This window comes from Mariprofundus sp. KV (assembly GCF_013387475.1).
Taxonomy (GTDB): domain Bacteria; phylum Pseudomonadota; class Zetaproteobacteria; order Mariprofundales; family Mariprofundaceae; genus Mariprofundus.
On the sequence record NZ_VWNB01000003.1, the window covers coordinates 178,316 to 202,584 of the forward strand.

Consider the following 24,269-nt stretch of genomic DNA (forward strand, 5'->3'; position numbering starts at 1 on the left):
CTGCTTAACAATCATGCATCTCTGCCTAAATCTTATGCATTGTAATTTTATCACACTTGGGTAAAAAAACATAAGCACTCAATAATAAAGGACTATTTCATTTTGGCACGGGTGGCATATGGCCTGCTATAAGAAAGCATCTGGTTCAGCAAAAAATATTTATAACAGAGGAGTTAAATATGAAAGTACAAAATAGTGCAATGGCAGCGCTACTGGGACTAGGCCTGATGGCCTCTCCATCAATGGGGTGGTCTGGTAGCTTGCAGGATAAACTGGATAAAATTCAAATCAGTGGTTTTGTCGATGCTGCTTACTTTCAATCTAATGGTCCATTAAAGGGCGGTATTACCCTGGATCAGGTGGAGATCGATATCGAATATTCCGCCGGCAATGTGGGGCTGCGTTTCGACCTTGAATCTACTGCTGATGGCTTTGGTGCCACACCGTTTGAGCAAGGCTATGTATATTACACGCTTCCAGGCATTGGTGATGAGGGGCTGACATTCACCTTTGGTAAGTTTAATGCACCTATCGGTTGGGAACTTCTCGATGCGCCAGATATGTATCAGTATTCACATGCGCTGGTGTTTAACAATGCACTGCCAACAAATCTGACAGGTGTTTCGCTTGCGACAAGCTTCGGAATTGCAGACCTGATTGTTTATGCTGCAAACGGCACCGATACCAATGCCGCTAATACTACAACGGGTGTGAAAACCTTCGGTGGCCGACTGGGAATTACTCCGATTGAAGGCATCAATATCGGTTTCTCTTATCTGACTGGTGATAACCTTGGTGGTGTATATCAGGCGTTGAAGTACAGAACTTATGATATTGATCTGACACTGGAGCTGGTTGAAAACCTGATTATCGGTGCTGAATTTGCTAAAAATAAGAACTGGACTGCATTGAATGCCACATCTCAGGGCTATTTCGTGACCGCCCACTACGATTTCACAGAAATGCTTGGTGTAACAGGCCGATATGGTCAATGGGATCCTGACACTGCTGCTGTAGGCAAAATGACCGCAACAACAGTTGCGTTAACTGCCGCGCTGGGTGATGGCCTGGGTGCACTGTTCGAGTTCCGTAATGACAGGGACAAGACTGTTGTGCCAAGCACAAGCATAAACAGCTATGCCTTTGAAATGACCTATAGCTTCTAAGCTTCCCCGATTAGAAATGGAAAGGGAGACGGCTGCAACCGTCTCCCGGATCCCAGCAAATTCACGTGTGAGAGAATTATAAGGAGATGCAATTATGAAAATGATTCGAGCCATTATCAAGCCATTCAGGCTGGACGATGTGAAAGATAAATTGATCGCAGTCGGGGTGACAGGCCTGACAGTGACCGAAGTAAGGGGCCACGGCCGCCAAAAGGGGCACACCGAACTCTATCGCGGTGCCGAGTACAGCGTGGACTTTGTGCCCAAGACAGAGATCACTGTGGTGGTGACCTCCGATATGGTGGATGCGGTGATTGATGCCATTGTCGAGGCCGCCCGTTCAGGAAAAGTTGGCGATGGTAAGATCTTCGTCAGTGATGTTGAAAAAGTCATTCGTATCCGCACCGGTGAATCCGATGTGGAAGCGTTAAGTTAAAAGGAGGTAAATCATGGAACCAATTGCAACAACACAGTTGGCAGGAGATATCCTGCAGACCAAATATGCACTGGATACTTTTTACTTTCTGGTGATGGGTGCATTCGTGATGTGGATGGCCGCCGGCTTCTCCATGCTGGAGGCTGGCCTTGTCCGCTCAAAAAACACGGCCGAGATTCTGACCAAGAATATCGTGCTCTATTCCATCGCATGTATTATGTACATGCTGATCGGTTATAACATTATGTATGGTGATTCGATCTCATCGATCATCCCGGGCATCAGTTTCGGTCTCGGTGGTGATAATGAGGCGGCTGCAGTGCTGGCCGGTGGTGAAGATGCGCCGTACTACTCCAACCTGTCGGACTTCTTCTTCCAGGTGGTGTTTGTAGCTACCGCGATGTCGATTGTTTCCGGTGCCGTTGCCGAGCGCATGAAGCTGTGGGCTTTCTTTGCCTTTGCTATCGTATTTACCGGTATTATCTATCCGACTCAGGGTATGTGGAAGTGGGGCGGCGGTTTCCTTGATGAAGCAGGCTTCCTTGATTTTGCAGGTTCGGGTGTGGTTCATATGGCGGGTGCTGCTGCAGCACTTGCAGGTGTGCTGCTGCTTGGTGCTCGTAAAGGCAAGTATGGTAAGGATGGCTCGGTGAATGCGATTCCGGGTGCGAACCTGCCGATGGCTACACTGGGTACCTTCATTCTCTGGATGGGTTGGTTTGGTTTTAATGGTGGTTCAGAGCTGAAGGTCTCCGACATCGCTGAAGCCAATGCAACAGCCATGGTCTTTGTAAATACCAATATGGCTGCTGCAGGTGGATGTGTTGCAGCTCTGCTGCTTGCTCGTCTCTGGTTTGGTAAAGCCGATCTTACCATGGCGCTCAATGGCGCTCTGGCCGGCCTTGTGTCGATCACCGCTGAACCTCTGACGCCATCACCTGAACTGGCTACTCTGATTGGTGCTATCGGTGGTGCGCTGGTTGTCATCTCGATCATTACACTTGATACCAAATTCAAGATCGATGATCCGGTAGGTGCGATTTCGGTGCATGGCGTGGTTGGTCTCTGGGGACTGCTGGCGGTATGTCTCTCCAATCCGGATGCAACACTCTCAGCGCAGTTGCTCGGTATCGGTGTGATCTTTGCCTGGGTGTTCATCTGCAGTCTGATTGTCTGGATGATTGTGAAGGTAATCATGGGTATTCGTGTCTCCGAAGAGGAGGAGTACGAAGGTCTGGATGTTGGTGAGTGTGGTCTGGAGGCCTATCCGGAATTCACTCAGAACAGGAAGTGATACCCTTTGAGGTAAAATCCTGTTGCTGGATGTTTTAGGCAACAGATCTTTGATGGATGGGTTGGGAGCGGATTTTTATCCGCTCCCGATTCCCGTTTTAATTTGGGCTCATGGCTGAGGTCAGGAGCCATGTTTAACAAGGAGGTTTAGATGAGCAGTTCACTGTTGCTGCATGCATTATCACTTCATGATCGAATGCTGGAGCCTAATCAGCTGCCGGTATCAGGGCATGTGTGGGGCTATGATAAGGAGTGTACCAGTCGCGAAGAGTTTGTCGGCAATGCTCTGAATATGCTCTCACTGCTTGGCATTCAAGATGCCGAAATCAGTTGGGAAGATGATATTATGGCCTTTGATGTGAAGCGTAAGGGGCAACCGGTAACGGTGATTATCTCACTGCAGGATGATTCACTGACCTCTGATTACCTCTATTTTCTGGGGATCTGGCTGCGCCCGCAATCGGAGAGCCTCTCCGAAGTGGAGCTGCTCAGTGATCAGATCGACTGGCAGGAGGAGGAGCTGCTGCAGCCGGCCATCTCCTATTCAGTTCGTTTTACTGCAGAGCCACTGCAGGTACCCGACATCAGGAGATTGTTGGGTAGTGAGATCTTTGCTCAGCGCATTTATGGCGATGCTTTTTATCTCTGTGGTATGACAGAAGCTTATCCCATCCCTTCCGGCAAGTTTGTGATCTCTCCGGCAAGTCATGCGCAGAATCATCAGCGTTATGAGATTCGTCATGCGCTCTATTCACTGCGTAATCTGATGGGGTTGATGGGCAGTGTGATGAATCTCTATGATCGTATCAGCGAGAAGGGCGACGCGACCACGCTGTGTCAGGAGATGATGGATTTGATGGCTGCTGTTGAGCGTCAGACGCCAACACCGGCTGAGTGGGATGCGCTTGTCAGATGTAATGGCTCCATTGCACTGCGACTGGCATCGGAGTCCAATGAGAGTCGTAAGCTACACAGCAGGCTTAAAGGGGTACGCCGACTCTTCGATGTTATTCTTGAAGAGCTGGATATCTCTGAAATGCAGGGCATGGCTTCACTGACCAAACGTATGCTGGCCCCGTTTGATCACGTTAAGGATAGTCTTCATAGCTTTGAAGATATGCTTAATCAGGTTGAAAAGCAGTCGCAGATTCTGCAGCCGTTGATGCACTCTCGCATGCTGGCAGGCCAGCAGCTGCTGCTTGAAAAGCTTATCGCATCGAATCAATTGCAGGGTGAGCGTGAGAAGTAAACGATGCCGGAGCGTGATGCTGTTATTGCCTGACGATCTGTGGCGTCTGTTGAAGCGCTGAACTAATTGGCGGTTTCATTGTAAGTGAGTAGAAGTAATAATTCGGATAATAAATAGGGAGTTTTATACAAATGAATACAGCAGGTTTTGATGTCTTTTTTCTCACCCTGGGTGCAGCCATGGTGTTGGCGATGCATGCAGGTTTCGCTTTTCTGGAAGTGGGGACGGTACGCAAGAAAAATCAGGTGAATGCGCTGGTGCGTGTGATAACCGATTTTGGTTTCTCTACGGTTGCCTATTTCTTTGTTGGTTTTGCTGTTGCTTACGGCATCAACTTTTTTGCGCCGGTTTCAGAACTTAACAAGCTCGCGGATATCTCCAACGGTTACAAAATGGTGCACTTTTTCTTTCTGCTTACCTTTGCCGCAGCTATTCCGGCAATTATCTCCGGCGGCATCACCGAACGTGTTAAATTTTGGCCCAATGCATTGGCAACGGTGCTGTTGGTAGCTGTGATCTACCCGTTTTTCGAAGGTATGATCTGGAATGGTAATTTCGGTTATCAGGCGTGGCTGGAAGCGAACTTTGGTGCTGCCTTCCATGACTTTGCCGGTTCTGTCGTGGTTCATGGTATGGGCGGCTTCCTTGCACTGGGTGCAGTGGTGTTGCTTGGCGCACGTCGAGGCAGATATAACCGGGAGGGACGCATGATGGCCATCCTGCCATCCAATATTCCTTTCCTGGCGCTTGGTTCATGGATTCTCTGTGTCGGATGGTTCGGCTTTAACGTGATGAGTGCAGGAACAGCAGAGGGTGCATCGGGTCTTGTCGCGATGAACTCACTGCTGGCGATGGTTGGTGGTCTGCTGGCAGCGCTTGTGGCTGGTAAGAATGATCCGGGTTTTGTGCACAATGGCGCGCTGGCCGGACTGGTGGCGATCTGTGCCGGCTCCGATATCGTACATCCCATTGGAGCACTGACTATTGGCGCGATTGCAGGTGTTGTTTTTGTGATCGGTTTTGAATTTGTTCAGATCAAGCTGAAAATTGATGATGTGCTGGGAGTGGTTCCACTGCATGGCGTTTGTGGCGCATGGGGCGGTATTGCTGCCGGTATCTTTGGCACGACAGCCATGGGTGGTGCAGGTGGTGTGACATTCATGGCGCAGTTGATCGGCACCGTTACCGGCGTTGCTGTTGCTGTTGCCGGTGGTTTTGCTGTCTATGGTCTTGTTAAGGCAACTATGGGTATCCGGCTTTCGGAAGAGGATGAGCATATGGGGGCGGATCTGGCTATCCATAACATCAGTTCAACACCTGAGCAGGATATGGCGAATCACTGATCTTTGTTGGTTGAATGCTGTGACGGGCCTGCGGTAACGCGGGCCCGTTTTGCACTTGTCTTCAACCTTTGCAGGCGTTAGAAACCGGACATGCGATTGCTATCTGTTTTTCTACTCTTTTTCTCACTCACACTGCCTGTTTCTGCTGCCGAATTTGATATCTATCAGTCCGGTTATCGCCCCCTTCAGCTGGGGCTTCTGGTTGCGGTTGAGGATGCAGAAAATGAACGCCGTCTCTTCAATGGCGTGGTTGGTGACGACCTGGAGTCGAGTCAGTCATTTAAGGTGATTGACCCGCTGGCTTATCTGGCAACCTTTGAGGATAGCTGGGCCAAGGTTGAGTATGGTGACTGGCGCATTGTCGGTGCCGATATTCTTGCGCTGTGCAAACTGCGCCGGGAGGGGGAGCACTGGAAGGCGGAGGTGAGGGTTTACGATCTGTTCAGAACCAAGGAGCTGGCCACCGTCACGGTTGAGGGCGGCGCCAATCAGATTCGCAGACTTGCGCACCGGGTGGCTGATCAGATCTACAGTGCGGCACTCGGAATTCCCGGTTATTTCACCAGCCATATTCTCTACGTGCATAAACGTGGTGATTATTCCGATCTGATCTACATGGATCAGGATGGGGCCAACAATCAGGTGGTGGGTAAGAACTTTACACTGCTGTTATCTCCTGACTGGGCACCGGACGGGCAGAAGGTGGCACTCAATACCTATGTGGGTAATCGACCACGACTGGAGTTTTTTGATCTACAGAGCGGCAGCCGTACCGCTTTTGGTGAGTTTAAAGGCCTGAACTCTACGCCGGAATTCTCTCCCGATGGCCGTTATGTGGCAGCGACACTTTCACACAATACCGGTAATACCGATATCCACATCTATGATATTAAAACCAGAAAATGGCGCCGTTTTACCACCGATAACGGTATCGATACCACACCGACATGGTCGCCGGACGGCAAATGGATCGCCTTTGTCAGCAATCGCAGCGGTCAGCCCCAGATCTACCGCAAGGCACTCTCAGGTGGAAAGGCACAGCTGGTCAGCACCCAGGGGAGCTACAACAGCTCACCTGCCTGGTCTCCAACGGGCGACCGCATTGCCATGATCTCGCTGAAAAACTGGTCCTATGCTGTGGCAACAGTGCGTCCTGATGGCTCGGATATCCGCTATCTGGTAGCCGGTCAGCGGGTAGAGTCGCCATCGTGGTCGCCTAACGGGCAGATGATTCTCTATTCAGCCGAGGAGCACGGGGTTCGCCGTGTTTATCGCGTGCCGAGCTGGGGCGGTAGAAGTGAGCCGGTAACCTCGCCCGCTGTTGATGCTTCAGATCCGGCATGGTCCCGACACTGATGGTACGTTTAGATGTTAAAAATGTGGATTCCTGATGCAGCAGTTGGCAGAATTCAAGCTTGATGGTTGACTAGTAAAAAGGGAATGTCACTATACGCTAACTAGAAGCGCTAAGGGAGAAATATATGAATTTCAATCGTTCAAAAAAACAGATCCTCCTGGTAGCTATCGCATCGGCTGGATTGCTGTTTGCGGGCTGTCAGAAGAAAGTTGAAGTGACCGCCGATAAGCCAGCGGCTACTCATTCAACCCATTCAGTACAGGCATCTGTTGCTAAACCATCCACCAACTCTGTTTACTTTGCTTTTGACAAGTCAGATTTGGATGCGGCGGCAAGAGCAACACTCGATGCCAATGCAGCGTGGCTGAATGCCAACCGCGATGTAAACGTTACCGTTGAGGGTAACTGCGATGAGCGCGGAAGCCGTGAGTACAACCTGGCACTGGGTCAGCGTCGTGCCGATGCTGTTCGTGATTTCCTCTCCTCTCGTGGCGTAAGCGCAGACCGCATTGATACCGTATCATTCGGTGAAGAGCGTGCTGCATGTAAGGGTACTGGCGAAGCGTGCTGGGCTCAGAATCGTCGTGGTGACATTGTCACCCGCTAACTCCATCAACAGTGGACTAGAGAGGCGGCCATTGGTTTTTCCAATGGCCGTCCTTTTGTTGTGCTCGGCTCTTTTTTCCGGTTGTGCAAAAGAGGCTCCCGGTCCCCGCTGGGCGGATGATAAAGAGAGCGTTGCTGATTCGATAAGGGCTTTGTCAAAAGCTCAGGAAATTGCTGAATCAACAGTGCAGATAGAACATATCAAGCTGAATAAACAGCTGAAAGATCTGGAGACTGTCAATCGTACCCAGCAGGCTCAGATTGATGCGCTGACGGCACGCATTGAAAAACTGCACCGCAAGAGAAAAGTGGTCAGTAAACCTGAGGTGAAAGAGAGTGTTGCTGTCACAGCGCAGCACCGTACTACACCTGTAAAGGCACCTGAGTTGCCACCGATTCAAGTTAAGCGAGCTGCTGTCGTTGATCGTGCGGCCCATGCGGAAGCTGAGAAGAATGCCTATACCGCTGCCTATCTGGCACTGAAAAGCGGCCGTTTTGATGAGGCCTCCAAAGGTTTTAATGAGCAGCTGGATGCCTACCCGCAAGGTGAATATGCCGATCAGGCCTGGTACTGGCTCGGTGAAGCCCGTCTGGCGCAACAGGCGCTGGAAAATGCCCATAATGCATTTAAATATGTAGCTGATCACTATCCTGAAAGTGTTAAACACGCTTCGGCACTACTGAAGCTTGGTCAGCTCTCCGAGATGGAAGGGAAAAATGGCGTGGCTGTCGAATACTACAACCGCCTGATCAAGGAACATCCTGAATCTTCGCTGGCTGAACAGGCTCGTGAGGCTCTTGTTGATCTGCAGCTGGGCAGCAGCGTGGAGAATCAGCAATAACCGTTTCAGCGTCGCGTCTTCGCATTCATGAAATCTACGACAGCATCCAGGGTGAAAGTACACTGGCTGGCATGCCCTGCACCTTTATCCGACTGGCCGGCTGCCCTTTACGCTGCAACTATTGTGATACTACCCAGGCGATCCCAACCGATAGTGGCAGCTGGATGGATATTGATGCCATTATAGAGGATGTTCGTTTGAGAGGCCGCCCGCTGGTGCTGGTTACCGGTGGCGAGCCACTGGCTCAACGTAATTGTGGCGAGCTGTTAAGAAGGCTGCTTGAGCTTGGTATTGAAGTGCAGCTGGAGACCTCAGGTGCATACAGTGTGGCGGCAGTGCCTGCCGGGGTGCATCGCATTGTTGATGTGAAAACCCCCGATAGTGGCGAGGCTGATCGCAACCAGCTTGAAAATATGAAAATCCTCGGGGCAGGCGATGAGATCAAGTTTGTCATCTGCAGTCGCGGTGATTACGAATGGTCGCGTGATTTTATCCACCAGCATCAACTGGGTGAGGGCGCAGTGGTTCTGCTCTCAGCGGCATGGAATGCGATCTCCAGCCGCGATCTCTGTGCATGGATGCTGCAAGATGCGCTACCGGCACGCCTGCAGCTGCAGCTGCATAAGGTGATCTGGGGTGCTGAGGCTTCAGGTGTTTAAGGTGAATCTATGAGTCAGACTAAAGCTGTTGTCCTTCTCTCAGGTGGTCTTGATTCCAGTACGGCACTGGCCTGGGCGGTTAAAAAGATGGGTTGGTTGTGCCATACCGTTGCCTTTGATTATGGTCAGCGCCACCGCATTGAGCTGCAGGCTTCTGAAAATGTGGCCCGTTATTTCGGTGTTAAGGACCATCGTGTGATCAACGTGGATATGCGTATGATCGGCCACTCCTCGCTGACTTCTGATATGCCTGTGCCTAAAGATGAGGCCGGTGGTTCAGATGTGCCGAGCACCTATGTGCCGGCCCGTAATCTTATTTTTCTCTCTCTTGCTGCCGGACTTGCTGAGACAGTGGGAGCGACCAAGCTGGTGATTGGTGCCAATGTCGTCGATTACTCCGGTTATCCCGATTGTCGTCCTGAGTTTCTTGAGGCTTTTGCCCGTTGTGCCCATATCGGTACCAGAGCTGGCAGTGAAGGTGGCGTACTCGATATTGAAGCACCGCTGATCAAGCTGGGTAAGGCTGAAATTATCGCTATGGGGCTTGAGCTCGGCCTTGATTATGGCTTGACGCGCTCCTGCTACGATCCGCGCCCTGATGGAATGCCGTGCGGCCACTGTGACTCCTGCTATTACAGGCAGCTCGGTTTTCGTGAGTTGGGTAGCTCAGATCCTCTGCCATACCGCTGAACAGGCTACCGCAGCAGATCACTGCGGCATTCACAATTCAATAATTTAATCTTCTCTTTTTAACCTTGGAAGTTGCCTGCACCTCCTCTAGAGTGCCGCACCCCGCAGTGGGAAGCTGTCGGGTTTATTAAGGGGGCCTCTAATGCCAGTTCAACGTACACTATCTATTATTAAGCCGGACGCTGTAGCCAAGAATGTGATCGGTGACATTATCCGCCGTTTTGAAGAGAACGGTCTCTCCGTGATTGCTACCAACATGACCCATCTCAGCGCTGCTGAAGCAGGGCGTTTTTATGCTGTTCATGCCGCTCGTCCGTTCTACGCAGATCTCTGCGCATTCATGAGTTCAGGTCCGATTCTGGCCATGGTGCTGGAAGGTAAAAATGCAGTGACGCTTAACCGTCAGCTGATGGGCGCAACCAACCCCAAAGAGGCTGAAGCAGGCACCATTCGTGCTGACCATGCTGACTCTATCGATGCCAATGCTGTTCACGGTTCCGACTCTGAAGAGAATGCTGCAATTGAAGTTGCTTTCTTCTTTTCTGATCTGGACTTGCATAGCCGCGGTTAAGTTAAAACATGAATGATGACGTAGTGGGGCAGGTTGATTCCAGGCCTCAGGCCACAGCACAGAGTTCAGAGCAGGTTCTGGTTCGCCGCGAAAAACTCACACGTATGCGTGAGGCTGGCGAGGCCTATCCGAACACATGGCGCAGTGACCACACTGTGGCTGCGATTTTTGAGCGCTTTGAAGAGCAGGAGAGTGAGCTTCTTGATCAGGTCTCACATCGTGTTCGCATTGCAGGCCGTATCATGGCCCACCGCGTTATGGGTAAATCCAGCTTTGTCAAAATCCAGGATGGCAGTGGACAGATCCAGCTGTTTCTGAATCGTGATGAGCTGGGTGGCCCTGAAATCTACAATCCGACCCGCAAATGGGATCTTGGTGATATTGTCGGTGCAGAGGGTGTGCTGTTCAGGACCAAGTCCGATGAACTCTCGGTACGCGTCTCGCATATCGAGATGGTCTCCAAATGTCTGCGTCCTCTGCCGGAGAAGTGGCACGGACTGGCTGATATCGAAACCCGCTATCGCCAGCGTTATGTCGATCTCATGGTTACGCCTGAGTCGCGTGAGACATTCAGAACACGTTCGAAAGTTGTCTCGCTGCTGCGGCAGGGTCTTGAGTCTCGTGACTTTATCGAAGTGGAGACACCGATGTTGCAGACGCAACCCGGTGGTGCTGCGGCACGTCCATTTACCACCCATCATAATGCTCTGGATATGGAGCTGTTCCTGCGTATTGCACCGGAGCTCTATCTCAAGCGGCTGCTGGTTGGTGGCTTTGAACGCGTGTTCGAGATTAACCGTAACTTCCGCAACGAAGGGCTGGATGCAACCCATAATCCTGAATTCACCATGGTTGAGTTTTATCAGGCCTATGCCGATTTTACCGATGCTATGGATACCACCGAGGCGCTGATTCGTGGCATTGCCGATGGACTTGGTATCACGCTGGTGGAGTGGGAAGGGGTAGATATCGATCTCTCCAAGCCGTTCAGACGTATTCGTCTTGATGAGTCGGTGTTTGAGAAGCTTCCTGAAGTGCGTGGTCATGCCAATGATAAAGCGCTGCTGGCCACGGTCTGCATGCGTGTGATTCCCAACTTCAAGCCGTTAATCACCTGGAAGGCGGGCCACTATCTGGTGGCACTGTTTGAAGAGTTTGTTGAACCTGAACTGGATCAGCCGACCTTTATTACCCATTACCCTGTTGATGTCTCTCCGCTGGCGCGCCGCAACAACCATGAGCCAACGGTCACAGATCGTTTTGAACTGTTTGTTGCCGGCCGTGAAATTGCCAATGGTTTCTCCGAGCTCAACGATCCTGATGATCAGCGTGGCCGTTTTGTAGCGCAGGCACAGGCTAAAGCAGCCGGTGATCTTGAGGCTGCCGGTATCGATGAGGATTATCTGCGGGCACTGGAGTTCGGTATGCCTCCGGCTGCCGGTGTAGGTATCGGAGTGGACAGGTTGGTGATGATGTTGACTGGCAACCACTCGATTCGTGATGTGTTGCTGTTTCCGCATATGAGGCCGGAATAGTTTTTTATCGATAACTACTGATTAAATGGCCCGTTTTACGGGCCATTTTTCATTTCGCTTGCCCCCTCTGGATGAATTCATAACACTCTCTCTCGATATCTTCTGGAGAAGAGGTGCAATCTATGCGTGAGCACACTGCCGCATCCGTTCTGTTCGGGCTCGACCCGACATGGGTTGCGCTCTCCATTCTGCTTGTTGTGTATGGCGTCATTATGATGGAGCGCTATAACCGTGCTGTGCTGGCGCTGCTCGGTGCCGGCGTGATGATTCTCTGCGGTGTGATCACCCAGCAGCAGGCGATTGCCGGTGTCGATTTTAATACCATCGGGTTACTTACCGGCATGATGGTGATTGTCGCCATCTGCCAGAAGACCGGCATGTTCCAGTATGTGGCGATCAGGGCAGCCAAGAGTGTGAACGGGAGACCCTGGGGGATTCTGGTCATGCTTTCGGTGGTGACTGCACTCTTCTCCGCATTTCTCGATAATGTTACCACTGTGCTGCTGATTGCCCCGATCACCCTGCTGATTACCGATGCTTTGGGTGTGCGCCCGTACCCCTACCTGTTTGCCCAGATTCTCGCGTCCAATATTGGTGGTACAGCCACACTGATTGGTGATCCCCCCAATATCATGATCGGCTCTGCTGCAAATTTGAGCTTTTCCGACTTTATACTCAATTTGGCTCCGATCACACCGGTTGTCTTTACTGTGACGTTGCTGGCGATCTGGTTCATGTTCGGACGTGATCTCTCAGCCTCTGAGGAGAATCAGGCCAAGGTGATGCGTTTTGACGAGAATCAGGCGATCAGGGATATACCGCTGTTGATCAAGAGCCTGAGCGTACTGACTCTGGTGATTATCGGTTTTACCTTTGCTCACAGCCTTGGGCTTGAACCGGCAACCATCGCCATGTTCGGCGCTGCAGTGCTGCTGTTTCTACACTCGCTCGGACTGCCTGTGCAGGATAAGGACCACGCCTATGAGAAGGTGATGGCCGATACCGAATGGACCACCATCTTCTTTTTTGTCGGGCTGTTTATCATTGTTACAGGCGTTGAGCATACCGGTGTGATCAATGCGCTTGCACAACATACGCTTGAGTTGACCGGTGGTGACTTTGTTGCCACGGCCGGGGCAATTTTGTGGGTCTCTGCCATTGCATCTGCATTGATCGATAATATTCCCTTTGTCGCCACGATGATTCCCCTGATTCAAAATATGGCTCCTACCTTTGGTGGTGAGGCTGCTCTGGTGCCGTTGTGGTGGGCGCTGGCACTTGGCGCATGTCTGGGAGGCAATGGCTCACTGATCGGAGCATCGGCCAATCTGATTGTTGCAGGTTTTGCACAGCGCGCAGGGCATCCGATCGCTTTTCTTGTTTTCATGAAACACGCCTTTGGACTGATGCTGATCTCCATCGTGATTTCACATATCTACTTGTATCTGCGCTACTTGTCCTGAAAGATTGCGATCTTTCCAGAGGGGGAGATTGTGTCAGCACTACTTTTGATTAAAGGAGCCTGTCTTTGAAGCAGCTTTTGTTCCAGCCACACGAATGGATGCTGGCCCGCCGTTATCTGCGTTCCCGGCGCAGTGAACGCTTTGTTTCGCTGATCAGCTGGAGTTCAGGTATCGGGATCGCTATCGGTGTAATGACACTGATTGTTGTGCTCTCGGTGATGAATGGTGCAGCGGCTGAAATTCGTGACAAGATGCTCGGATTCTCCTCCCATATCGATGTGCAGGGGCCCGGTGACACCTTAGGCGACTGGAGAGGGTGGCTGACCACCCTCGAGGCACTGCCTGAAGTGAAAAGGGCAGCGCCCTATATTCAGGGGCAGGTATTGGCCTCATACGGCTCACGCGCTTATGGCGCCCTGCTGAAGGGTGTTGATGTGGCTCGCAGTGATGATATCGCCCAGCACATTATTCGTGGCCGTTTTGTCGATGATGAAGGGTCACCGTTTCAGGTGGTGATGGGTAAGACACTGGTTAGAAAGCTCGGGCTTGATCTTGGTGATCAGGTGCGTTTGATGTCACCGTCGGGTGGCATCAGTCCATCCGGAGCTGCACCACGCATGCGTGGTTTTGAGCTGGTGGGTATCTTTGATTCCGGTTTTCATGAGTATGATGTGGGTGTGATCCTTACGCCGCTGGCGGCGGTGCAGAAGTTGAATCGCATGGGTGATGCGGTGAGCGGCATTGAGCTGTTTCTGCATGATCGTGAGATTGCCGGTCAGATGACCAGCAGAGTAAAAGCCGTGCTGCCACCTAATGCATGGGTTGTTGACTGGCAGCGTCGCAATCGTGCCTTTTTCAATGCCCTGAAAACCGAGCGTCTGGCGATGGGTGTGATTCTCTCCCTGATTATTATGGTGGCGGTCTTTAATATGGTGGCCTCGTTGGTGATGGTGGTGATGGAGCGGCGTAAAGAGATTGCCATTCTTAAAACCATCGGCGCCTCGCGTATTTCGGTGATGCGTATCGTGATGTTGATGGGCACCATGCTCAGTGGTATCGGCACGCTGGCGGGCGCGCTTCTGGGGCTGCTGCTGGCCTGGAAACTCGATGTGCTGCTGGCCTGGATTGAGACCCTTACCGGTGCCCAGTTTATGTCCGGAGAGGTCTATTTTATTGATCATATCCCATCCAAGGTGGATCCGGTTTCAGTGACTGTCATTGTCACTATCAGTCTGATTATGGGAATAGCCGCCACGCTCTATCCGGCATGGCGAGCGGCAAGTGTGCCGCCTGCGGAGGCATTGAGGTATGAGTGAGCAGGCACTGTTTGAAGTCAACGGACTGGTTAAGGGGTTTGATGCTCCCGCCGGTCGCCTCGATATCCTCAAGGGATTGCAGTTCAGTCTCAATGAGGGTGAATTTCTTGCTGTAGTAGGGGAGTCTGGTAGCGGTAAATCCACCATGCTGCAGATTCTCGGTACGCTGGAGTCTCCTGATGCAGGAGAGATCTCTCTGCAGGGGCAGTCACTGCTCAACCTTAAAGAGGCTGAACAGGCCAGTGTGCGCAATCGTAAAATCGGTTTTGTCTATCAGGCGCACCACCTTATTCCTGAGTTGACTGCGCTGGAGAATGTCTGCCTGCCACTACAGGTGCAGGGGATGGATATCGCTAAAGCCAAGCTGCGTGGTATGGCGCTGCTGGAGCGGCTGAATATCGGTGCGCGTGCCAGTCATGTGCCGGCCAAACTCTCCGGTGGAGAGGCGCAGCGTGTGGCAGTGGCCAGAGCGCTGGCGGCAAGCCCTTGCCTGATTCTGGCTGATGAACCGACAGGGAACCTGGATGAACATAGTGCTCAGGAGGTGTTTGATCTGCTGCAGCAACTCTGCAGGCAGGAGCGGGCAGCGGTCATTATGGTGACCCATAGCAAGGCGCTGGCCAGGGCGTGTGACCGGACATTGCTGCTGACTGATGGCCATCTGGTTGCCTCCTGAGTTGATTTGCAGGGGATCAGGCAGTAGCTGACCTGAATAATAAAAAGCTTTGACAGATCAAGAGCTTCTGATAACGTTCATAAGTCGATTCTAACAGGTGAATCTGTTGTTTTGTTGTTATAAGGGGATAGGGACCAGGGAACGTGACGAAAGCCGAGATCGCTAAAGCTGTACATGAACGGGTTGGGTTGACCAAGAAAGAGTCTGCCCAGATTGTTGAATCTGTACTTTCAGAAATTCGCCAGTCCCTTGAGCATGGCGATAACGTCAAGCTTTCAGGTTTCGGTCACTTTATCGTTCGTCAGAAACATGCCCGCCGTGGTCGCAACCCGAAAACCGGTTCAGATATTACCATTGAACCACGCTCCGTTGTCACCTTCCGCGCCAGCCCGCTGCTGAAAAACAAGTTGCTTGCTGAGGGCGAGAAGTGAACGCCAAGCAAGCACTCGCCAAAGCAGGTCTCCAGGTTCCAGAGCTTTCTGACAAGCTCTTTTTTTCTATCCGTGAAGTGAGTGATGTGTGTGGTGTTGAACCGCATGTACTGCGTTACTGGGAAACCGAGTTCAAACATATCAAACCTGTAAAGAAGAGCGGTAACCGCCGTTTCTATCGTCATCGTGATGTCTATGCGGTGCTGCAGATTAAACATCTTCTCTATGATCTTAACTTCACCATCCGTGGTGCCAAAAAGCGTCTGCTTAATGGTGATCTGGAAGATATAGTCGAGCAGAAGGATAGTCAGAGTGTGCTGCGTCAGCTCAAGCAGGAGTTGATGGAGATCAACAAGCTTCTCGACTGATTTCTGGATTGGTTTTCTGACCATTCATTAATAATCTTAAAAATATTTATATCTAGAATAAGAAAGAGCATAGCTCTTAGCTTGTCCGTATTATAAGGCGATTGATGCCACTCTGCTGGTGCAGAGCGTTCCCCTTTCTTTTCCGTACAAAAAGGCAGGAGCCGTTTGGACGAGCTTTAGCTCGCCTGACTCGTTTCAGCGAGCCCAAAGGGTGAGGCACATGGATGTGCCGAATCACAAAGAATGAACAAACAATCCCTTTATTATAGTGAGCTCACAGCACCTTCAGTTCTAATATAAAGAAGAGTACGCCATGCCCTAGATCATAAACGCATTTAATCTTACATTATTATACAAATTAAGTATGCTTCACCGCCATTCAACGGGACGTAGCGCAGTCTGGTAGCGCACACGGCTGGGGGCCGTGTGGTCGGAGGTTCGAATCCTCTCGTCCCGACCAATTTTTATGGGGTTATTGCATTGATGGAGAAGACGTTCGGGGCACAACTGTAATGCCTCTGCATGCAAACCTCGCATACGAACGACCACGCCAGAGGATGGTGGTTGATCAGCTACAGGCGCGTGGCATAGATGATGCACGCGTTCTGGCCGCGATGGGCTCTGTTCCCCGGCATATGTTTGTCGATCCAGCCCTTGTCTCACGAGCCTATCAGGATGCATCACTGCCGATCGGCAGTGGCCAGACCATTTCACAACCCTATATGGTGGCGCGTATGAGCCAGTTGCTCGGCCTGCAGGGCCATGAGCGGGTGCTGGAGATCGGTACCGGCTGTGGTTATCAGACCGCAGTACTCTCGCGCCTCTGCCGTCGTGTCTACAGTATTGAACGTATACAAGCGCTGCATGAGCGGGCACGTCAGAATCTCAGGGCAGCACGACATGCCAATGTGATGCTCAAATGTGGGGATGGGCGTCTGGGCTGGGAAGATTATGCGCCCTATGATGCGATTATTGTCACTGCAGGCGGCTTTGCCTCGGAGTTATGGTTACAGCAGCTGAAAACCGGTGGTCGGTTGCTTCTGCCTGAGGGTGATGGTGGCGCACACAGGCTGGTAAGACGAACCAAAATGGCTCATGGTTACAGCGAGGAGTATTTTGATGCATGTACCTTTGTCCCGCTGCTTGAAGGAGTTGAGTCATCGCTGAGCCGGTGATCGACCAGCAGCGCCCTTCACTATTGCGGCGCCTCTATAACTGGACGCTGGCCTGGGCAGAGCATCCCAGAGCGGGTCTGGCTCTCTTCGCCATTGCAGTGATTGAGGCCAGTGTCTTTCCGATTCCGCCTGATGTCCTGCTGCTGTTGATGTCGATCAGTCGTCCTGATCACGCTTTCCGTTATGCCGCGATTACCACGGCCGGATCATCGATCGGTGCAGTGATCGGTTATGGTATCGGCATGTTTCTCTTTGTTGCTGTCGCTCAGCCGGTGCTGGAGTTCTACCATGCGATGGATACCTTTAATCAGGTGCAGGAGAAGTTTAACCAGTGGGGCGTCTGGTTCGTGGTGATTGCCGGTTTTTCTCCTATCCCGTTCAAGATTGTCACCATTGCGGCAGGTGCCTTTAATCTCGCATTTCTGCCATTTGTTATCGCCGCCATTCTGGCGCGGGCGGCCCGCTTCTATCTCGAGGCGGCCATCATGCACTGGGGTGGCGAACCCCTGCGCAATTTCGTTGAGAAACATTTTCAGCTGTTAACTGCCGTGGTCGCCGTGGCTGTGATCGGAGGCTTTGCCCTGTTGTGGCTGTAGTCAGCAGAGTACTCGCTCTGTTTATGCTGCTTGCGCTGGCAGGCTGTTTCTCTACCCAGCCCATAAGTAGTTCAGGGGTTTCCAGGGCCAACCAGAAGGCGGTGGTCTATAATGTCCGCTCCAGTGACACCCTCTACAGTATCGGTAAAAAGTTCGGCGTTGATTACCATCTGATTGCCCGACGCAACTATGTCGGCAAACCCTACAAGATCTATGTCGGACAGCAGCTCTATATAGATCGCTACGCTCCGCGTTCACAGCCGTTGCCGACAACGGCACTCAGGCGTCTTCCGACCAAGAAGGTTGTCTCGAAAAAGGCTGTCAAAACGAGCAAAAAACCGGCCACAACCACCCATAAAGCCAAGGCCAGCAGTTATGGCAAGGGCCAGTTGCTTTGGCCGGTTAAGGGTAAGGTGACCAGCCGCTTCGGTCGCCGTGGCAGCCGTATGCATGACGGTATCGATATCTCAGGCAAAGCGGGTACACCGGTGCGTGCAGCGGCTGATGGTGAGGTGGTCTATTCCGATTCCAGGCTGAGCGGTTACGGCAAGCTGGTAATTGTCCGGCATGGCCGCAACCTGTTCACCGCCTATGCCCATAATCAGCGTAATCTGGTAAAGAAAGGGGTCAGGGTGAAAGCCGGCGATGTGATTGCGCGTGTCGGCAGTACAGGGCGTGCCAGTGGTCCGCACCTCCATTTTGAGGTGCGACAGGGCAGTACTCCGGTTGACCCGCTTGCCTATTTACCACGCCGGTGAGATAGTAGATGCTGTGATTCGAACCAGTGGTTTACTAAGGAATTATCCTATTTTTTCAAGGGAGTTAGAGACTGATGGCTAAGCAGCACAGTCTTGAGCCGATGGCGATGTATATGCGGGAGATCTCCCGTTATGAGCTGCTGAGTCCTGAAGAGGAGGTCTCGCTCTCTCTGCGTATTGCTGGCGGTGATGAGGATGCCCGGCAGTACATGATCAAGGCTAACCTGCGACTGGTGGTGAAGATTGCCCGTCGTTATATGCACCGGGGTCTGGCACTCGGTGATCTTATTGAAGAGGGCAATATCGGCTTGATGCGGGCGGTTGAGAAGTTTGATGCCGCCTATGGCTGCCGCTTCTCCACCTATGCGACCTGGTGGGTTCGCCAGTCGGTGGAGCGGGCGATCATGAATCAGGCACGCACCATTCGTCTGCCGGTGCACATTGCCAAAGAGTATAATGCGGTGATGAGTAGTGCCAATAAGCTGCGTGCAGAGCTGGGGCGGGAGCCATCCGAGGATGAGGTGGCCGAGGCGCTGCAGATTCCGCTGGAGCGTGTGCAGAGCCTGCTGCGCAGTTCGCTGACCACCGAGAGTGCTGATGACATACTGCACGATGAGGGTGACTTCACCCTTTATGATATTACAGCTGATGAAGATGCCGTCTCTCCGAGTCAGCATCTGGAGCAGATGCGTCGTGATGAGATGTTGAAGGTATGGATGCAGCGGCTGACGCCCAAGGAGCGGGAGGTGGTTCGCCTGCGTTATGGCCTGGATTCTATCGATGATGCCTGGACGCTTGAGGCGATTGGTGAACATATGGGTGTGACGCGGGAGCGTATCCGCCAGATTCAGGTGGCAGCACTGCACAAGCTGCGCCGTATGGTGGATAGTGAACATGTCGATTTTGAGGAGATGATCTGATGGGTGAGGGTGCAATGGCGTGGCAGGATTACATTCGGGATGTGCCGGATTTTCCAAAGCAGGGCATTATCTTTAAGGATATCACGCCGATGCTGGCCAACGGCGCGGCCTTTGCGCAGGTGATTGCGCAGATGGCTGAACGGGTTGGCCCGGATGTGGATGCTATCGTTGGTGTCGAATCAAGAGGTTTTATCTTTGGTGCAGCGCTGGCCCATAAACTCGGGCTGGGGCTGGTGACGGTGCGCAAGCCGGGCAAGCTGCCTGCCGATATTCACTCGGTTGAGTATGAGCTTGAGTACGGCGTTGATCGTCTGGAGATCCATCGCGATGCCTTAAGTCGTGGCCATAAGGTGGTGATCGTCGATGATCTGCTTGCTACCGGTGGCACGGCTGCGGCAACCGTGGAGCTGGTGCGTAAACTCGGTGCGGAGGTGGATAGCTGCCTGTTTGCCATTGAGCTCAGTTTTCTTGATGGCAGGGGGGTATTGGACGATGTCAGGGTGGAGAGTCTGATCAGCTACGATTAACGCCGATAATGCGATGTTTGACCGTGCAGTTCCGTTGTGAAGCCGCTATGATTCATCGCGATTTTCGCCCTCGTAGCTCAGATGGATAGAGCGGCCGCCTCCTAAGCGGCAGGCCACACGTTCGAATCGTGTCGAGGGCACCAGATTGATTACAACATCATAGACAACTGCATGATGTTGGCAGCCCATCTTTGGGCTGTATGGACTCTGATTTATTTCAGATGATTTTGATAAATAAATAGTGACTAATAGATAAACCGAGGCTGAATAGATGGAAGAGACTCTGAATCCTGCTGCTATACCCGTACTGATTGAAGACGAGATGAAACGCTCCTACCTCGATTACGCCATGAGCGTGATCGTAGGTCGTGCGCTGCCTGATGCCAGAGACGGATTGAAGCCGGTTCATCGTCGTATTCTTTTTGCCATGCAGGATCTGGGTTGTACCCATGACAAGCCGTACAAGAAATCGGCGCGTGTGGTTGGTGATGTGATCGGTAAGTACCACCCGCATGGTGACTCGGCGGTCTATGATGCGATGGTGCGTATGGCCCAGCCATGGAGCATGCGTCATCTGCTGATTGATGGTCAGGGTAACTTCGGCTCTGTCGATGGTGATTCACCGGCGGCAATGCGATATACCGAAGCGCGTATGAGTAAGGTGGCGGCTGAGCTGCTGGCCGATATCGATAAAAACACCGTTGATTTTGCACCCAACTATGATGAGTCGCTGAAAGAGCCGAAGGTGCTGCCGGCCAAATACCCCAACCTGCTGGTTAATGGTTCTCAGGGTATTGCTGTGGGTATGGCGACCAATATTCCACCGCATAATCTCGGTGAGGCGATCAACGCCTCTATTGCACTGGTGACCAATCCCGATATCGATGATGATGAGTTGATGCAGATTATGCCCGGTCCCGATTTCCCGACCGGCGGTTTCATCTATGGGCGTAAAGGTATCCGTGATGCCTTCATCTCCGGTCGCGGTTCAGTCACCATGCGGGCCAAGGCACTGGTGGAGGAGAACGCCAAAACCAAACGTCAGGCCCTGATCATTGCCGAACTGCCGTATCAGGTGAACAAGGCCAACCTGATTGAGAATATCGCCCATCTGGTGCGTGACAAGAAGCTGGAGGGGATCTCCGATCTGCGCGATGAGTCCGATCGCGACGGTATGCGCATCTGCATCGAACTGAAGAAGAACGAGATTCCCGAGGTTGTACTTAACAATCTCTACAAACATACGCAGCTGCAGTGCAACTTCAGCTGTAATCTGCTCTCACTGGTTGACGGGCAGCCGAAGCTGTGCGGTGTGCGTGAGCTGCTGCTGCACTTCCTCGATCATCGTCGTCAGGTTGTCACCCGTCGCTGCCTGTTTGATCTGGATAAGGCTGAAGCGCGTGCCCATATCCTCGAAGGGCTGCTGATCGCCCTGGATAATATCGATGAGGTGATCAAGCTGATCCGCGCCAGTGCGACACCGGCTGATGCGAAAGTAGGGCTGATGGATCGCTTCGGCCTCTCAGACAAGCAGTCACAGGCGATTCTCGATATGCGTCTGCATCGCCTGACCGGCCTTGAGCGCGACAAGATTCAGGCGGAGTTTGATGAGCTGCAGAAACTGATTGCTCATCTGAAAGCGATTCTGGCGGATGAGAAGCTGCTGATGGGTGTGATCGTTGAAGAGCTGGAGATGGTGCGTGATAAATATGCCGATCCGCGCCGTTCGATCATTATGGATGAGACCGCCGAGCTCTCGGTTGAGGATCTGATCACCGAAGAGGATATGGTGGTGACCATCTCCAACGAGGGTTATATCAAGCGTAACGCCGTCACCCTCTACCGCGCCCAGCGCCGTGGTGGCAAAGGCAAAACGGCCATGACCACCAAGGATGAGGATTTTGTCGCCCAGTTGATGGTGGCATCCACACACGACTACCTGCTCTTCTTCTCTGATCGTGGACGTGTCTTCCGCAAGAAGGTCTACGAAGTGCCGCAGGCGGGGCGTGCAACGCGTGGTAAAGCGCTGATTAATCTGCTGCCGGTGGAGAAGGATGAGAAGATCAGTGCAACACTGGCGATCCGCGAGTTTGATGGTGACCAGTATATTATTGTGGCCACTAAAAATGGCGTGATCAAAAAGACCAAACTCTCCGAGTATAAGAATATCCGTACCAACGGCATTATCGCCATCAAGATCGATGATGATGACGGGCTGATCGGTGTCACTGTATCCAATGGTGAGCAGGATGTGATGCTCTGCGCCAGTAACGGTAAAGCGATCCGCTTCTCCGAGTCTGATGCAAGGCCGATGGGACGCAGCACACGCGGTGTGACCGGTATGCGTCTGGCTACCGGTGAGCGACTGATCTCCATGACGCTGGTGAACGATAGCGCCTCACTGCTGGCGGTCTCCGAGAACGGTTATGGTAAACGCACCTCGATCTCCGAATACAATGTGCAGAAACGTGGTGGTCAGGGTGTCTTTACCCTGAAAACCGGTGGTCGCAACGGTAATATGGTCGCCGCACTGCTGGTGGTTGATGAGGATCAGGTGATGATGATGACCGATTCCGGTCGTCTGGTTCGTATCAAGATGGATGGTGTCTCTGTGATCGGTCGCAATACTCAGGGTGTTACCCTGATCGGTTGCGATGCCAAAGAGCGCGTTATTGGTGCTGTGCAGGTCGTCGACAGAGGCGATGAGGGTGAAGAGGGCGCTGATGATGGCCTCGATGAAATGAACGATGAGATGGCTATCGATGAGGGTGGAGAAGCAGAGGCATGATCGACAGACAGCAGTTAAGGCGTGATTTTGAAGGATTGCAGGCTGCCATTGCCCGGCGTGGCAGTGAGGTTGTCGCTGCAGGCAGTGCCTGGGCGCGGCTTGCCGAGCTGGATGCCCGTCAGCGTGAGCTGAAAACCGAGTCTGAGAGCCAGCAGGCGGAGCGTAACCGCGCTTCCAAGGCGATCGGCATGAAGAGGGGTAAAGGCGAGGATGCAAGCGCTGAGATCGCTGCGATGGGTGAAGTATCAAAGCGTGTAAAAGAGCTCGATGCCCTGAGTAAAGAGGCGGAAGCTGAGTTTGCTGCAGCACTGCTTGAGGTTCCCAACCCGCTGCATGCGTCAGTCCCCGATGGAGCCAGTGAAGAGGATAATGTCGAAATCTCTGTTTGGGGCACACCACGCAGCGATGAGGTTCCTGCCCACTGGGATATCGGAACCGATCTTGGCATTCTCGATTTTGAGGCTGGCGCCACACTGGCTGGTAGTCGTTTTACGGTCATCAAAGGTGCCGCAGCACGGCTTGAGCGTGCCCTGATGCAGTTTATGCTTGATCTGCATGCCGACAAACATGGTTATGAAGAGGTGTGGGTTCCTGCCATTGCCAATAGTAAAACCATGACCGGAACCGGTCAGCTGCCCAAGTTTGCCGATGATCTCTACAAGCTGGAGGGGGAGGATCAATACCTGATCCCGACCGCCGAGGTGCCGGTAACCAATCTCTATCAGGATAAGATCCTTGATATCTCAGAGCTTCCGAAACGTCACTGCGCCTACACGCCATGCTTCCGCCGTGAAGCCGGTTCTGCCGGGCGCGATGAGCGCGGTATTATCCGCCAGCATCAGTTCGATAAGGTGGAGCTGGTGCATATCACCACCCCTGAGCGGGCACTCTCTGATCTCGATGAGCTGGTCAGCCATGCCCAGGCGGTACTGGAAGCACTGGAGCTGCCATATCGCACCGTAAAACTCTGCAGTGCCGATGTCGGGTTCTCTTCTCAATTAACCTTCGATCTGGAGGTGTGGCTGCCGTCGCAAAACTGCTATCGCGAGATTAGTTCATGCTCATCCTTCGGCCAGTTTCAGGGCAGAAGGGCAGGTATCCGCTACCGCGAAGAGGGTGGCAAACCACAACCGGTTGCAACCCTGAATGGTTCAGGTCTGGCTATCGGCCGCACGCTTGTCGCGATCCTTGAGAACTATTGGCAGGAAGATGGTTCAGTTCGTATTCCAGCTGTGTTGCAGCCTTACATGGGTGGCATGCAGGTTATTAAAGCCTCATAAAACAAGTATTTGTGTTCAACGGCTAAAGTAATAAAGCACTCTGAATTTCAGGGTGCTTTTTCTTTTTATGCGGGTCGAATGGCACAAAGATAGACCTGACCCTAATAGCTCCTATGATAAAACTATGCTGGGTGTCAGGCTTAACTATTGGGTGTTGTGAACGTGCCTGCCGGGACTGTTTCGCGTAGTTCACTGGTGCTTGCCTGGTATGCTCAAAAATAAGA

Annotated in this window: 24 protein-coding genes and 2 tRNA genes; all 26 read left to right on the forward strand. The window is 52.3% G+C overall.

Annotated features, from left to right (window positions below):
* Positions 1-179 precede the first annotated feature (179 nt).
* Complete coding sequence (locus tag F3F93_RS03640; protein WP_176957800.1) at positions 180-1,166, forward strand: porin; 987 nt, start codon at positions 180-182, stop codon at positions 1,164-1,166.
* A 94-nt stretch (positions 1,167-1,260) separates the two neighbouring features.
* A complete protein-coding gene (locus F3F93_RS03645) occupies positions 1,261-1,602 on the forward strand; it encodes a P-II family nitrogen regulator (protein ID WP_176957801.1) in 342 nt (113 codons plus the stop codon).
* Between the two features lie 13 nt (positions 1,603-1,615).
* A complete protein-coding gene (locus F3F93_RS03650; protein ID WP_176957802.1) occupies positions 1,616-2,896 on the forward strand; it encodes an ammonium transporter in 1,281 nt (426 codons plus the stop codon).
* Between the two features lie 150 nt (positions 2,897-3,046).
* Positions 3,047-4,144: a hypothetical protein gene (locus F3F93_RS03655; protein ID WP_176957803.1), complete on the forward strand. Its 1,098-nt coding sequence runs from the start codon at positions 3,047-3,049 to the stop codon at positions 4,142-4,144.
* Positions 4,145-4,275: 131 nt separating this feature from the next.
* The gene (locus F3F93_RS03660; RefSeq protein WP_176957804.1) at positions 4,276-5,487 is read left to right on the forward strand and encodes an ammonium transporter; all 1,212 of its coding nucleotides are present in this window, start codon (positions 4,276-4,278) and stop codon (positions 5,485-5,487) included.
* Positions 5,488-5,577: 90 nt separating this feature from the next.
* On the forward strand, positions 5,578-6,843 hold the full coding sequence (tolB, locus tag F3F93_RS03665; protein ID WP_176957805.1) for a Tol-Pal system beta propeller repeat protein TolB: 1,266 nt from the start codon (positions 5,578-5,580) through the stop codon (positions 6,841-6,843).
* Positions 6,844-6,968: 125 nt separating this feature from the next.
* Positions 6,969-7,451, forward strand: a complete 483-nt coding sequence (pal, locus tag F3F93_RS03670) for a peptidoglycan-associated lipoprotein Pal (protein WP_176957806.1) — start codon at positions 6,969-6,971, stop codon at positions 7,449-7,451.
* A gap of 151 nt (positions 7,452-7,602) precedes the next feature.
* A complete protein-coding gene (gene ybgF, locus F3F93_RS03675) occupies positions 7,603-8,292 on the forward strand; it encodes a tol-pal system protein YbgF (protein ID WP_176957807.1) in 690 nt (229 codons plus the stop codon).
* Between the two features lie 71 nt (positions 8,293-8,363).
* Complete coding sequence (locus tag F3F93_RS03680; protein ID WP_176957808.1) at positions 8,364-8,951, forward strand: radical SAM protein; 588 nt, start codon at positions 8,364-8,366, stop codon at positions 8,949-8,951.
* A gap of 9 nt (positions 8,952-8,960) precedes the next feature.
* Positions 8,961-9,641, forward strand: coding sequence for a 7-cyano-7-deazaguanine synthase QueC (queC, locus tag F3F93_RS03685; RefSeq protein ID WP_176957809.1), 681 nt, complete (start codon positions 8,961-8,963; stop codon positions 9,639-9,641).
* Positions 9,642-9,783: 142 nt separating this feature from the next.
* Complete coding sequence (ndk, locus tag F3F93_RS03690; RefSeq protein WP_176957810.1) at positions 9,784-10,212, forward strand: nucleoside-diphosphate kinase; 429 nt, start codon at positions 9,784-9,786, stop codon at positions 10,210-10,212.
* A gap of 8 nt (positions 10,213-10,220) precedes the next feature.
* Positions 10,221-11,747, forward strand: a complete 1,527-nt coding sequence (lysS, locus tag F3F93_RS03695) for a lysine--tRNA ligase (RefSeq protein WP_176957811.1) — start codon at positions 10,221-10,223, stop codon at positions 11,745-11,747.
* A 122-nt stretch (positions 11,748-11,869) separates the two neighbouring features.
* Positions 11,870-13,210, forward strand: coding sequence for an ArsB/NhaD family transporter (locus F3F93_RS03700; RefSeq protein WP_176957812.1), 1,341 nt, complete (start codon positions 11,870-11,872; stop codon positions 13,208-13,210).
* Positions 13,211-13,275: 65 nt separating this feature from the next.
* On the forward strand, positions 13,276-14,526 hold the full coding sequence (locus F3F93_RS03705; RefSeq protein WP_241696944.1) for a lipoprotein-releasing ABC transporter permease subunit: 1,251 nt from the start codon (positions 13,276-13,278) through the stop codon (positions 14,524-14,526).
* The gene (locus tag F3F93_RS03710) at positions 14,519-15,202 is read left to right on the forward strand and encodes an ABC transporter ATP-binding protein (protein WP_176957813.1); all 684 of its coding nucleotides are present in this window, start codon (positions 14,519-14,521) and stop codon (positions 15,200-15,202) included. Before F3F93_RS03705 ends, F3F93_RS03710 begins: the two co-directional genes overlap by 8 nt.
* Positions 15,203-15,345: 143 nt before the next feature.
* A complete protein-coding gene (locus tag F3F93_RS03715; RefSeq protein WP_176957814.1) occupies positions 15,346-15,633 on the forward strand; it encodes an integration host factor subunit alpha in 288 nt (95 codons plus the stop codon).
* Positions 15,630-16,001, forward strand: a complete 372-nt coding sequence (locus F3F93_RS03720; RefSeq protein WP_176957815.1) for a MerR family transcriptional regulator — start codon at positions 15,630-15,632, stop codon at positions 15,999-16,001. Before F3F93_RS03715 ends, F3F93_RS03720 begins: the two co-directional genes overlap by 4 nt.
* Before the next feature lie 383 nt (positions 16,002-16,384).
* Positions 16,385-16,461 (forward strand) — tRNA-Pro (locus F3F93_RS03725).
* Between the two features lie 52 nt (positions 16,462-16,513).
* Entirely contained in the window at positions 16,514-17,176 is a 663-nt protein-coding gene (locus F3F93_RS03730; RefSeq protein ID WP_176957816.1) for a protein-L-isoaspartate(D-aspartate) O-methyltransferase, read from the forward strand.
* Positions 17,173-17,772: a YqaA family protein gene (locus F3F93_RS03735; RefSeq protein WP_347239183.1), complete on the forward strand. Its 600-nt coding sequence runs from the start codon at positions 17,173-17,175 to the stop codon at positions 17,770-17,772. The genes F3F93_RS03730 and F3F93_RS03735 overlap by 4 nt, the downstream gene beginning before the upstream one ends.
* The gene (locus F3F93_RS03740) at positions 17,763-18,530 is read left to right on the forward strand and encodes a peptidoglycan DD-metalloendopeptidase family protein (protein ID WP_176957817.1); all 768 of its coding nucleotides are present in this window, start codon (positions 17,763-17,765) and stop codon (positions 18,528-18,530) included. Before F3F93_RS03735 ends, F3F93_RS03740 begins: the two co-directional genes overlap by 10 nt.
* Positions 18,531-18,604: 74 nt before the next feature.
* Positions 18,605-19,450 (forward strand): sigma-70 family RNA polymerase sigma factor, encoded by an 846-nt coding sequence (locus F3F93_RS03745; protein ID WP_176957818.1) that lies wholly within the window; start codon positions 18,605-18,607, stop codon positions 19,448-19,450.
* On the forward strand, positions 19,450-19,977 hold the full coding sequence (locus F3F93_RS03750) for an adenine phosphoribosyltransferase (protein ID WP_206675366.1): 528 nt from the start codon (positions 19,450-19,452) through the stop codon (positions 19,975-19,977). The genes F3F93_RS03745 and F3F93_RS03750 overlap by 1 nt, the downstream gene beginning before the upstream one ends.
* A gap of 66 nt (positions 19,978-20,043) precedes the next feature.
* Positions 20,044-20,120: transfer RNA gene (locus F3F93_RS03755), tRNA-Arg, on the forward strand.
* Between the two features lie 128 nt (positions 20,121-20,248).
* Positions 20,249-22,765 (forward strand): DNA gyrase subunit A, encoded by a 2,517-nt coding sequence (gyrA, locus tag F3F93_RS03760; protein ID WP_176957819.1) that lies wholly within the window; start codon positions 20,249-20,251, stop codon positions 22,763-22,765.
* A complete protein-coding gene (gene serS, locus F3F93_RS03765; RefSeq protein ID WP_176957820.1) occupies positions 22,762-24,045 on the forward strand; it encodes a serine--tRNA ligase in 1,284 nt (427 codons plus the stop codon). Before gyrA ends, serS begins: the two co-directional genes overlap by 4 nt.
* The last annotated feature ends 224 nt before the right edge of the window (positions 24,046-24,269 follow it).

Coding starts and splice junctions, on each gene's coding strand:
- F3F93_RS03640 (WP_176957800.1), top strand. CDS start 180: ATGAAAGTACAAAATAGTGCAATGGCAGCGCTACTGGGACTAGGCCTG.
- F3F93_RS03645 (WP_176957801.1), top strand. CDS start 1,261: ATGAAAATGATTCGAGCCATTATCAAGCCATTCAGGCTGGACGATGTG.
- F3F93_RS03650 (WP_176957802.1), top strand. CDS start 1,616: ATGGAACCAATTGCAACAACACAGTTGGCAGGAGATATCCTGCAGACC.
- F3F93_RS03655 (WP_176957803.1), top strand. CDS start 3,047: ATGAGCAGTTCACTGTTGCTGCATGCATTATCACTTCATGATCGAATG.
- F3F93_RS03660 (WP_176957804.1), top strand. CDS start 4,276: ATGAATACAGCAGGTTTTGATGTCTTTTTTCTCACCCTGGGTGCAGCC.
- tolB (WP_176957805.1), top strand. CDS start 5,578: ATGCGATTGCTATCTGTTTTTCTACTCTTTTTCTCACTCACACTGCCT.
- pal (WP_176957806.1), top strand. CDS start 6,969: ATGAATTTCAATCGTTCAAAAAAACAGATCCTCCTGGTAGCTATCGCA.
- F3F93_RS03680 (WP_176957808.1), top strand. CDS start 8,364: ATGCCCTGCACCTTTATCCGACTGGCCGGCTGCCCTTTACGCTGCAAC.
- queC (WP_176957809.1), top strand. CDS start 8,961: ATGAGTCAGACTAAAGCTGTTGTCCTTCTCTCAGGTGGTCTTGATTCC.
- ndk (WP_176957810.1), top strand. CDS start 9,784: ATGCCAGTTCAACGTACACTATCTATTATTAAGCCGGACGCTGTAGCC.
- lysS (WP_176957811.1), top strand. CDS start 10,221: ATGAATGATGACGTAGTGGGGCAGGTTGATTCCAGGCCTCAGGCCACA.
- F3F93_RS03700 (WP_176957812.1), top strand. CDS start 11,870: ATGCGTGAGCACACTGCCGCATCCGTTCTGTTCGGGCTCGACCCGACA.
- F3F93_RS03710 (WP_176957813.1), top strand. CDS start 14,519: ATGAGTGAGCAGGCACTGTTTGAAGTCAACGGACTGGTTAAGGGGTTT.
- F3F93_RS03730 (WP_176957816.1), top strand. CDS start 16,514: ATGCCTCTGCATGCAAACCTCGCATACGAACGACCACGCCAGAGGATG.
- F3F93_RS03745 (WP_176957818.1), top strand. CDS start 18,605: ATGGCTAAGCAGCACAGTCTTGAGCCGATGGCGATGTATATGCGGGAG.
- F3F93_RS03750 (WP_206675366.1), top strand. CDS start 19,450: ATGGGTGAGGGTGCAATGGCGTGGCAGGATTACATTCGGGATGTGCCG.
- gyrA (WP_176957819.1), top strand. CDS start 20,249: ATGGAAGAGACTCTGAATCCTGCTGCTATACCCGTACTGATTGAAGAC.
- serS (WP_176957820.1), top strand. CDS start 22,762: ATGATCGACAGACAGCAGTTAAGGCGTGATTTTGAAGGATTGCAGGCT.